This is a genomic window from Nocardioides sp. Soil774 (assembly GCF_001428125.1).
Classification (GTDB): Bacteria; Actinomycetota; Actinomycetes; order Propionibacteriales; family Nocardioidaceae; genus Nocardioides.
The window spans coordinates 146,710-156,466 of sequence record NZ_LMSM01000012.1 but is presented as its reverse complement, the minus strand read 5'-3'; the positions used below and the strand labels follow the sequence as shown (position 1 = coordinate 156,466).

Sequence of the window (9,757 nt, the reverse complement as noted above, 5' to 3'; positions counted from 1 at the left end):
CCAGAACTCGCGACGTACCTGCTGGGGAAACACCCGCCGAGCCGCCATCGCAAACACCCCTCACTACGAGGTGTTGCATCCAGACCTTGAACCCAAGGCGCCGGAAATGTGGCTGGACCACCGCTCATGCCAGCCCGACCGCCCCCGGGTAGGTTCGGCGCGTGATCGACCTGCGCTCCGACACCCTGACCCGTCCGACCGAGGCGATGCGCGAGGCGATGGCCCGCGCGGAGGTCGGGGACGACGTCTACGGCGAGGACCCGACCGTCAACGCGCTGCAGGAGCGGGTGGCGCAGATGTTCGGCCACGAGGCGGCGCTGTTCACCCCGACCGGTTCGATGGCCAACGTGCTGGCCGTGGCCTCCGTCGTCTCCCCGGGCGAGGAGGTGCTGTGCGAGTCGTCGGCCCACATCGCGCGCGCCGAGCTCGGCGCCCACGGCGCGATCAGCGGGATCACGATGCGCACCTGGACCGCCCCGCGCGGGCAGGTGGACCTGCCGGCGATCGAGTCGATGCACGCCCCCGACATGGGCCCGTTCTTCGTGCGTACGGCGGCGGTCTCGGTCGAGAACACCCACAACTTCGCCGGCGGAGCGGTGCTCCCGATCGAGGACCTGCGCGAGCTGCGCGCCTGGGCCGACACCACCGGCACCCGGATCCACCTCGACGGCGCCCGGTTGTGGAACGCGCACGTCGCGACCGGCACGCTGCTGGCCGACTACGGCCGCATAGCCGACGTGCTCGCGGTCTGCCTCTCCAAGGGGCTCGGCGCACCCATCGGCTCGCTGATGGTCGGCTCGGCCGACGCGATCGACCGGGCCCGGGTGAGCCGCAAGCGGATGGGCGGCGGCATGCGCCAGGCGGGTGTCCTGGCCGCAGCCGGGGCGTACGCCCTCGACCACCACGTGGAGCGGCTGGCCGACGACCACGCCCACGCCCGGCTGCTCGGTGAGGCGCTCGGCCTCGACCCCGCGGCCGTCGACACCAACATCGTCGTCGTCGACCGCCCCGACGCCGCGTCGTTCGTGGCGCGGGCCGCCGACGAGGGCGTGCGGATCGCCGCCGTCGGTCCCCGCGCCGTACGCCTCGTGACGCACCTCGACGTCACGCGGGCCGACGCCGAGCGGGCCGCGGTCGTGCTCAGCCGGCTCGGCGACCGATGAGCGACACCTCGCTGATCGCGGTGTAGTCGCGGCCCAGGCTCCCGCCGCCGGGCGGTGTCACCGCGGTGACGGTGATCGTCACCGACGACGTCTCGACCGGGGGCACCTTGAGCAGCTGCATCGCCTCGCGCTCGGCGAAGGTCTGCTCGACCTCGGTGCCGTCGTCGAAGCGCCAGGTCACCGCGAGGATGCGGCGGTTGTTGGGGTACCAGTCGACACCGGCGACCTGCTTGGCGTAGCCGTTGACGAGGCCGACGCGGTTGACCACACCGGGCTCCGCGAGGGTGACGACCACCTGCTGGCCGGTGGCGTCGCCGGCGATGCGCCAGGTCGTGGCGGGGTTGCCGTCGCCCATCTGGCTGGCCTCGTAGGCGACGAGGTTGCCGTCGAGGTCGGTCGTGGGTGGCGCCGTGCCCGGCACCTCGAAGGACGCGCCCTCGGCGAGCTCGAGCCGCTTGCCGACGCCGCGCGGGGCCTCGGGCGCCGCTGTGGCGCCGTCGTCGGCGCCGTCGTCGGCGGCACCGGTGGGCGCGGCCTCGCTGGACGACGTCTCGTCCGGTCCGGTGGCGAGGGCGTCGTCGTCGGTGGCGAAGACCCGCAGCAGGACGAGCACGAGGCCGACCAGCGCGACGGCACCCACCACCCAGGCGATCCAGGCGCGGCCGGGGACCGGGTCGTCCACCTCGGTCTCGTCGACCTCCTCGTAGGGGAGCAGGTCCACGCTCGGGTCCCAGTCGGACGCGCCCGGCGGGCGTACGGACTCGGGCTCGGGCGCGACCTCGGGCGCGACCTCGGGCTCGGTCAGGAGCGCGGTGCCGGCCGGCGGGACGGGGGTGGGGTCGGCCGCCTGCACGGGGACGGTCGCCGGCGGGTCCTCGGCGACCGGCTGGGCGCGCGGCTCACTGACGGGCTGGGCGACGGGCTCGGCGACCGGCTCGGGTGCGGGCGGCGGGGCCTGCACCACGGGGGCGGGCGCACCGATCGGGTGCCCGCAGTTCAGGCAGAACCGGCCCACCCCGAGCTCGGCGCCGCACGCCACGCACCTGTCCACGGGGGCCACGATAGGCGGACGGGCCGCGGTCGTCGCGGGGAAAGCGGGAACGCACCCCAGCCGGGGCCGGGCTCACACGGCGATGTGCGGGACCTCGCCCTCGACGACGCGGCGCGGTGCGAGCTCGACCGTCAGCATCGCGACGAGCACCATCGAGCCGCCCAGCAGCAGTCGCGCGGTCACGTCCTCCCCGCCCAGCCAGACGGCGAAGAGGGAGGCGAAGACCGGCTCCATGCTCATGATGATCGCGCTGCGCGTGGGCGGCAGGTGGGCCTGCGCCCACGTCTGGCCGAGCAGCCCGAGCGCCCCGACGACGACGGCCATGTAGACGACCGAGGCCCAGTCGCCCGCGCGGTCGGGCAGCACGATCCCGTCGTGGGCGGTGGCCAGGGTGCACACCACGGCGATCACCATGATCTGCAGGATCGTCATCCCGACGGCGTCCTGGGCGCTCGACCAGGCGCCGAGGCCGACGATGTGCAGCGCGTAGAGCACCGCGGAGGCCAGGGTGATCAGCTCGCCGTAGCCGATGCTGAAGCCGCGCAGCGCCAGCACGGCCAGGCCGACCGTCGCCAGGAGCACGGCAGCCCAAGTGATCGGCGGGATCCACGTGCGGAGGATGGCGGCGGCGAGCAGCGGGGTGCACACGACGTAGAGGCCGGTCACGAAGCCGCTGATGCTGGCCGGCGTGTGCGCCAGGCCCGCGGTCTGCAGGATCTGCGCCACGCCGTAGAGCAGCCCGAGCACGACCGCGTGCCGGCGCACGGCGGGGGACAGGCGCCCCAGCGCGCGGGGGGCGACCAGCAGCAGCACGAGGGAGGCGATCGTGAAGCGCACGGCCAGGAAGTCGAGCGTCGGCACCCGGTCGAGCAGGTCCTTGATGAGGAAGAACGTCGAGCCCCAGCAGGCGGCCAGGACGAGCAGCGCGGCCGCGGCCAGCAGCGTCGTACGACGCGTGTGATCAGCACTCACGGGGAGAGGCTAGGACCTCACACCACCGACAACGTGATCGTCGAGCCCTTGGCGACGCGCTCGCCCTCACCGGGGTCCGAGCTCGAGACGTAGCCGAGGCCGAGGTAGATCTCGGCCTGCTTCGTCTTCACCGTGAACCCGAGGCCCTCCAGCAGCTCGGTGGCCGCCTCGATGCCCATCGCCTCCACCCGTGGCACCTCCACCAGCTCGGGGCCGCGGGAGACGACGAACGAGACGGCGTCGCCGCGGAACAGGGTGCCGGTGGTCGGGTCCTGGGAGATGACGACGCCCTCGGGCACCGTGTCGCTGTAGACCTGCGAGGCCACGGTGGCCTCGAGCCCGCGGGCCTCGAGCGCCTCGCGGGCGTCGGCGAACGACTTCCCGGTGAAGTCCTTGACCTCGATCGGCTTGCGACCGCGGCTGAGCACCAGGTCGACGACCGCCCCCGGCTTGAGCGTGGTGCCGGCCTTGGGGGAGGTGCGGATCACCTGGCCCTCGGGCACGGTCTCGCTCCAGCGGCCCTTGCTCTCCCCGAAGTCCAGCCTGGTCGCAGCGAGGGCGTCCTGCGCCTCGTCCTCGGTCCTGCCGGCGAGGTCGGGGACGTCGTAGCGCTCGGGCCCGAGCGAGAGGACCAGCGTGACCGTGCCACCGTCGAGCACCTTGCCGCCCGGGCCGGGGTCGGTCGCGACGACCAGGCCGGCCGCGACGCTCTCGCTGTAGGCGCCCTCGCCCGCCTCGGCCTCGAGACCGGCGTCCTGGAGCTCCGCGGTGGCCGCCGCCTCGTCGAGCCCCAGCACCCCGGGAGTGGTCGTGTAGCGCTCCCACCCGAACCAGTAGGCGCCGACCCCGATGCCGGCGACGAGCAGGATGGCCAGCGCCAGCGCGAGCGGACCCTTCACCGAGCGGTGCCGCCCGGCGGTCGCGACCGGCGCGGGACGCGAGGGTGCGCGGGACGGCGCCGTCGGCCGGTCGGTCTCGCGCGTGCCCGGAGCGACGGTGGTCATCGGCTCGGTCAGCGGCGCGGGGATGGCGGTCGGCGCTGCCGCCACCGGGTGGCGCTCGAGCGCCGTCGTGCGGTCGGGGCTGCCGTCGTCGACGAGCCCGGAGTCACGGGGGTCGACCTCGGTGAGCAGGGCCAGCGCGCCGGCGTCGAACGGCTCGGGGGTGGTGTCGTCGGGGCCGGCCGCCTCGTCGGACACCGGCGTACGCCGTGGGAGCAGGTCGGCGCTCAGCTCGGGGTCGGAGGCCAGGCCCTCGCGCAGCGCCTGCTCCACCCGGTGCAGCTGGTGCAGCAGGACGCCGGCGTCGGCCGCGCGCTGGCCGCGGTCGCGCGAGGTGGCGCGGGCGACCAACGCGTCGACGTAGTCGGGGATGTCGGGACGCAGGGTCGAGGGCATCGGGACGTCGTGGTGGACGTGGCGGTAGGCCACCTGGATCGGCGACTCGCCCTCGTGGGGCTTACGCCCCGTGAGCAGCTCGAAGAGCACGACGCCGGCGGCGTAGACGTCGGCGCGCGCGTCGGCGCGGCCGTCGACGACGAGCTCGGGCGCGAGGTAGGACACGGTGCCGATCAGGACACCGCCCGTCGCGGTGTGCTGGGTGTCGGCGCTGACCGCCTTGGCGAGCCCGAAGTCGGCCACCTTGACCCGGCCGCCGTGCGCCTCGTCGGCGATCAGGACGTTCTCGGGCTTGACGTCGCGGTGGATCAGCCCGGAGCGGTGGGCGGCCGCGAGCGCGGAGACCACGGGCTCGAGGAGCGCGAGCGCGCGCGCCGGGGGCATCGGCGCCTCCTTGCGGATCACGTCGCGCAGGGTGTGGCCCGGGACGTACTCCATGACGAGGAAGACCGTGTCCTGCCCGTCGGAGGTGTCGTCGCCCTGGTCGTAGACGCCGACCACGTGCGGGTGGTTGAGCCGCGCCGCGGCCCGGGCCTCACGCACGAACCGCTCCGCGAACTCCTGGTCGTCGCCCAGGCCGGGGTGCATCACCTTGACGGCCACGGTGCGGTCCAGACGGGTGTCGGTGGCCTCGTAGACACTGGCCATGCCGCCGCGGGCCACGCGGGAGCCGATGCGGTAGCGCCCGTCCAGCAGCCGACCGACCAAGGGGTCGCCGGCAGCGCCGGGCGCGGCTGCGCGGGCGTGCTCGGGTGGCTCCACTGGTCGACCTCCGCGCCGGACCCGCAGGGCGGACGGGGAAGGATCCGGCGCCACCATCGTACGGACGTCGTGCCCGGGAGCCCTGCTCAGGCAGGGACCCCGGCGTGGCGCACCGGCGCCTGACGACGAGGCGCGGGCGCTCAGGCGGGCGGGCGGCCGTCCTCGAGGCGCCGCTTGATGGCCTCGACGTTGGCGACGTAGGTGCGGGTCTCGTCGTAGAGCCCGTGCTCCCGCACGGCGCCGAGGCCCTGGTAGTAGGCGCCGATCTTGTGCCGGCGACGGTCGGTCTGGGTGGCGAGCACGCGCAGCAGCAGCACGCCCGCGGTGGCGTTGTCGCCGAGGCGGTGCAGCCGCAGCCGCCGCCCGGCGTAGTGCTCCATCCAGCGGGCCGTGGACGGCAGCACCTGCATCGCCCCGACCGCGTCGGCGTGGGAGACCACCCCCATCTGCCAGCCCGACTCCTGCCAGGAGACCGCGAGGGCGAGCTGCGGGTCGACGTGGTGGCGGCGTGCGGCGCCGGCGATCACGCGCCGGACCTTCTCGCGGTCGGCGTCGGGGTGCTGCCACATGGTGGTCGCGCGCCCGCCGCCCCCGGCGCCACCGCGGTCGTCGGCGCCGACGACGGGGATCACGATCCGCTGCCCGACCTGCAGCGCGCCGCTGCGCCCGAGGTGGTTGTGGGAGACGATCTCGGCCGTCCAGGCGTGGAAGCGCACGGCGAGCCCGGAGACGGTGTCGCCGGACCTGACGACGTACGCCGTCGGGGTGCGGTCGTCGGGCAGCCGCTGGTGGTCGGCGTGGGCGGGGGCGCTCACGAGCGTCGCGGCGACTGCGGCCGCGAGGACCGCCATGCGGGCGGCGCGACGCGGGGGACGGGTCGGGGGGTAGGCTGGTCGGGGCACGGCACGCTCCTCGTCTGGTCCGCAGCGCCCGCGACTCGTGGTCGCGAGGGGGAAGCGCGCGAACGAGCACTCGACGTTACGCACCGACCCCCCGACGACGCGAGGCGGCGGCCGGGTCGGCGTGTCGCGCGACCGGCCGCCGCCTCGTGAGTGGGCCGTCAGTCGGCGTCAGCAGGCGCCGTTGTAGGTGCTGAGCTCGAGCTGCGGGGCCTTGATCGACTTCTCGTTGCGCGCCCGGGGGCCCCAGTAGCGCATCCAGTCCATCTGCATCCGCGCCGGGTGCATCTTCTTGCCGTCCCGCGCGCGCAGCTCGAACTTCAGCTGCCGGGTGACCGGGTCGAGGGCCTCGGTGCGGCGCTCGGTGTTGATCACGTGGGCGTCGACGAACCACGAGACGTGGTCGGGGGCGACCTCGACGGCGTAGGTGTGCCAGCGGTCGTTGCGCAGGTGCCGTCCCAGGAAGCCGCGGTATGAGCTGTTGGGCAGCGTGTGGACGTAGGACTTCACGGTGTTGGAGCCCAGCGTGAAGTTCTCCAGGCCGATGTCGCGACCGCCGCAGTGCTGGTCGCGGGTGCCGCCGGGCACCAGCTCGGTGACGACCTTGTAGGGCGTGCCGCCCTTGACCTTCGACATGGTGCGCGCGCGCATCCGGATCTCCCAGCGACCGTAGGTGTGGCCCGTGAGGTCGAGGGTCGCCGAGACGCTGCCGCGCTGGGTGCTCATCAGGGTGAGCATGCCGTGCTGGGTGCGGACGATCCCGCGGCCCTTCTGCTTCCAGAAGGCCGGCTTGGGGCCGACGAACTCCTGGCGGAACACGCCGTACTGGTACCAGCCGAACGTGTTGCCGGCGTGGACCGGCCCCGGCACGCCGTGGTAGTGGTCGGCCGACGCGGGGGAGGCGAACGGGGACAGGGTGAGTGCGAGCAGGCCCACGAGGGCTGCGGCGAGGGCAGTTCTGAGGGGGTGCATCCGCGACACGGTACGGACCCGGCGCCGGGGCGACAACTTCGGTGACGCCCGCTCCGGCGTCGTACGCTGCGCGCATGAGTGAGCGCAGCGAGCGAATCGTCCAACACAGCGTGACACGTGCCTCGTGCGCGCACGGAGCGAAGCGAGTACGCGCATGAGTGACACCCCCCTCGCCGACCGTGACCTGGCCGCCCTCGTCCCGGAGTGGCTCGACTGGTTCGAGGTCGCCGAGCTGCTCGGCGTGACCCCCGCGAAGGTCCGCACCATGATCCGCGACCACGAGCTCGCCGCGGCGGTGTCCGAGCCCGGTGCCGGGCCGCGCGTGCCGGCGGCCTTCTTCCAGGACGGCCTCATCGTCAAGGGGCTGCCCGGCCTGCTGACCCTCCTGCACGACCACCGCTTCGACGACCGCGAGTGCATCGCGTGGCTCTTCACCGACGACGACCTCCCGGGTCGCCCGATCGACGCCCTGCGGGAGAACCGCGGCAGCGAGGTCAAGCGTCGCGCGCAGGTGCTGGAGTACTGATGGCCGCCGGCCGTGCCTCGGGCCGCGGCGGTCAGCAATGGCTGCTCCTGCTCGCCGCGGCCGTCCTGCTGGTGGGCTGGCTGGTCGTGGGCGGTGGGCAGGACGCCCCGGAGCCCGCCCGGCCGTCGACGGGGACGACCGAGCCCGACCGGGGGAGCGAGACCGACCCGTCGAGCGGGCTGCCCGTCGTGCTCCTCGCCGACCTGCCGCCGGAGGCGGCACGCACGCTCGAGCTGATCGACGCCGGCGGCCCGTTCCCGGAGGACCGCGACGGCGTCACCTTCGAGAACCGCGAGGAGCTGCTGCCCGACCAGCCCCTCGGCTACTACCGCGAGTACACCGTGCCCACGCCCGGCTCCGACGACCGCGGCGCGCGTCGTATCGTGGCCGGTGAGGGCGGGGAGCTCTACTGGACCGCCGACCACTACACCTCCTTCTCACGCATCGCGAGGTCGTGACCATGAGCGGACTGGCTGCTGTGCTGTCGGGGCGTGAGGAGCCGGGCATCCACCTGTGGCACGGGGCGTTCGACGTCGCCGACGTACGCCACTCGGTCGAGCACGCCGGCTGGGGCTTCGGCCACGTCGACGGCTGGACCCGCGGCGACACCAAGGCCGCCTTCCTCGCCGCGGTCGGCCAGGCGCTCGCCTTCCCCGACCACTACGGGCACAACTTCGACGCGCTGGCCGACTGCCTGCACGACATCGGCGCCGGCGTGGACGGCGTGGTCCTGCTGTGGGACGGCTGGGCGACGCTGGCGCGCGCCGACGAGAAGGCCTTCAGCATCGCGCTCAGCGTGCTGGGCTCGCGGGTCCACGCCGACCGTGGGGTGCCGTTCTCGGTGCTCCTGCGCGGTGAGGGACCGCCGGTCCCCGGGGTCACCAGCCTCGACTGAGGTCGTACGCCGCCCGCCTCAGACGGTGCGCTGCGTGGCCGCCGCGGCCAGCTCGGTGAGCACGACGCGGGCGTGGTCGTCGACCTCCGCTGCGCCCAGGGCGTCGACCGCGCGGTCGGCGAGCGAGCCGATGACCGCCTCGACCTGGGCGCGGGCCCCGGACTCCTCGATGATGGCGCGCAGCTCGTCGACGTCGGAGGCCGCGAGGCGTGTGCCGAGGCAGTCGTCGAGGCGCCGCGCGCTCGCCGGGGGAGCGGCGTCGAGGGCCAGCGCGACGAGCACCGTGCGCTTGCCCTCGACCAGGTCGTCGCCGGCCGGCTTGCCGGTCTCCGCGGGGTCGCCGAAGACGCCGAGCAGGTCGTCGCGCAGCTGGAAGGCCTCGCCGAGGGGAAGGCCGAAGCGACTCAGCTGCCCGACCTGGCGGTCGTCGGCGCCCGCGAGCGAGGCGCCGATGTGCAGGGGGCGCTCGATGGAGTACTTCGCGGACTTGTAGCGCAGCACCGTCATCGCGGTGTCGACGTCGGCGTGCCCGCGCGCCTGCACCGAGACGTCGAGGAACTGCCCGGCGATCACCTCGGTGCGGCACAGCTCGAACATCGCCATGCCGGCAGCCACCTCGGCGGCGGTGAAGCCCGACCCGCGCAGGAGGTCGCCGGCCCAGCCGAGGAGGAGGTCGCCGAGCAGGATCGCCGCAGCCGCGCCGTACTGCTCGGGGTCGCCGCGCCAGCCGGCCGCGCGGTGCTCGGCCTCGAAGGCCCGGTGGGTCGCCGGACGGCCGCGGCGGGTGTCGGAGGCGTCCATGTAGTCGTCGTGCACCAGCGCGCTGGCGTGCAGCAGCTCGAGCGACGCGCAGGCGCGGGCCAGCGCGGCCGGGTCGGCGACCTCGGGCCGGATCGCGCGGTAGCCCCAGTGGCAGAAGGCCGCGCGGAAGCGCTTGCCCCCGCGCACCGCGGTGCGCGCCTCGGCGATCAGCCGCCCGGCGTCGGGTCCGAGTGCGGCGAGCTCGGCCTCGCGCTCGTCGAGGAAGGAGTCCAGCACCGTCTGGACCTGGTCGCGGAAGGGTGCGGGGTCCCAGGTCGTCACGTCCAGGAGCCTAGTCAGTGGACAAGGCCGCCCACGC

Annotated in this window: 10 protein-coding genes; 4 read left to right on the top strand and 6 right to left on the bottom strand. The window is 74.3% G+C overall.

Features of this window, described 5'->3' with window-relative positions:
* Positions 1–161 precede the first annotated feature (161 nt).
* Positions 162–1,163, top strand: coding sequence for a threonine aldolase family protein (locus tag ASG76_RS18600; protein ID WP_056607157.1), 1,002 nt, complete (start codon positions 162–164; stop codon positions 1,161–1,163).
* Here the strand turns inward: ASG76_RS18600 and ASG76_RS18595 are convergent.
* From ASG76_RS18595 to ASG76_RS18575, 5 genes are all read right to left on the bottom strand, one after another.
* Complete coding sequence (locus ASG76_RS18595; protein ID WP_157559204.1) at positions 1,141–2,214, bottom strand: zinc ribbon domain-containing protein; 1,074 nt, start codon at positions 2,212–2,214, stop codon at positions 1,141–1,143. The genes ASG76_RS18600 and ASG76_RS18595 overlap by 23 nt on opposite strands.
* A 72-nt stretch (positions 2,215–2,286) precedes the next feature.
* The gene (locus tag ASG76_RS18590) at positions 2,287–3,186 is read right to left on the bottom strand and encodes a DMT family transporter (RefSeq protein ID WP_056607151.1); all 900 of its coding nucleotides are present in this window, start codon (positions 3,184–3,186) and stop codon (positions 2,287–2,289) included.
* Positions 3,187–3,203: 17 nt separating this feature from the next.
* Complete coding sequence (pknB, locus tag ASG76_RS18585) at positions 3,204–5,345, bottom strand: Stk1 family PASTA domain-containing Ser/Thr kinase (protein WP_056607149.1); 2,142 nt, start codon at positions 5,343–5,345, stop codon at positions 3,204–3,206.
* 140 nt (positions 5,346–5,485) lie between these two features.
* Positions 5,486–6,247 carry a transglycosylase SLT domain-containing protein gene (locus ASG76_RS18580; protein WP_157559203.1) on the bottom strand — a complete coding sequence of 254 codons (762 nt, stop codon included), beginning with the start codon at positions 6,245–6,247 and terminating at the stop codon, positions 5,486–5,488.
* A gap of 168 nt (positions 6,248–6,415) precedes the next feature.
* Positions 6,416–7,216, bottom strand: coding sequence for a family 16 glycosylhydrolase (locus ASG76_RS18575; protein ID WP_162254139.1), 801 nt, complete (start codon positions 7,214–7,216; stop codon positions 6,416–6,418).
* 154 nt (positions 7,217–7,370) lie between these two features.
* Here ASG76_RS18575 and ASG76_RS18570 point away from each other — a divergent pair, with 154 nt between their 5' ends.
* From ASG76_RS18570 to ASG76_RS18560, 3 genes are read left to right on the top strand one after another with little or no spacing between them, the layout of a single operon-like run.
* Positions 7,371–7,742, top strand: coding sequence for an Rv2175c family DNA-binding protein (locus ASG76_RS18570; RefSeq protein WP_056607140.1), 372 nt, complete (start codon positions 7,371–7,373; stop codon positions 7,740–7,742).
* A complete protein-coding gene (locus tag ASG76_RS18565; protein ID WP_082587677.1) occupies positions 7,742–8,200 on the top strand; it encodes a ribonuclease domain-containing protein in 459 nt (152 codons plus the stop codon). The genes ASG76_RS18570 and ASG76_RS18565 overlap by 1 nt, the downstream gene beginning before the upstream one ends.
* 2 nt (positions 8,201–8,202) lie before the next feature.
* On the top strand, positions 8,203–8,637 hold the full coding sequence (locus ASG76_RS18560) for a barstar family protein (RefSeq protein WP_056607137.1): 435 nt from the start codon (positions 8,203–8,205) through the stop codon (positions 8,635–8,637).
* Positions 8,638–8,655: 18 nt separating this feature from the next.
* Here ASG76_RS18560 and ASG76_RS18555 read toward each other — a convergent pair whose 3' ends face one another.
* Positions 8,656–9,720 carry a polyprenyl synthetase family protein gene (locus ASG76_RS18555; RefSeq protein ID WP_056607134.1) on the bottom strand — a complete coding sequence of 355 codons (1,065 nt, stop codon included), beginning with the start codon at positions 9,718–9,720 and terminating at the stop codon, positions 8,656–8,658.
* Positions 9,721–9,757: the final 37 nt, after the last annotated feature.

What these genes read in the sequence shown, in the direction of transcription:
- ASG76_RS18560 (WP_056607137.1), top strand. Translation starts at nt 8,203, where the DNA reads ATGAGCGGACTGGCTGCTGTGCTGTCGGGGCGTGAGGAGCCGGGCATC.
- ASG76_RS18575 (WP_162254139.1), bottom strand. Translation starts at nt 7,216, where the DNA reads ATGCACCCCCTCAGAACTGCCCTCGCCGCAGCCCTCGTGGGCCTGCTC.
- ASG76_RS18565 (WP_082587677.1), top strand. Translation starts at nt 7,742, where the DNA reads ATGGCCGCCGGCCGTGCCTCGGGCCGCGGCGGTCAGCAATGGCTGCTC.
- ASG76_RS18570 (WP_056607140.1), top strand. Translation starts at nt 7,371, where the DNA reads ATGAGTGACACCCCCCTCGCCGACCGTGACCTGGCCGCCCTCGTCCCG.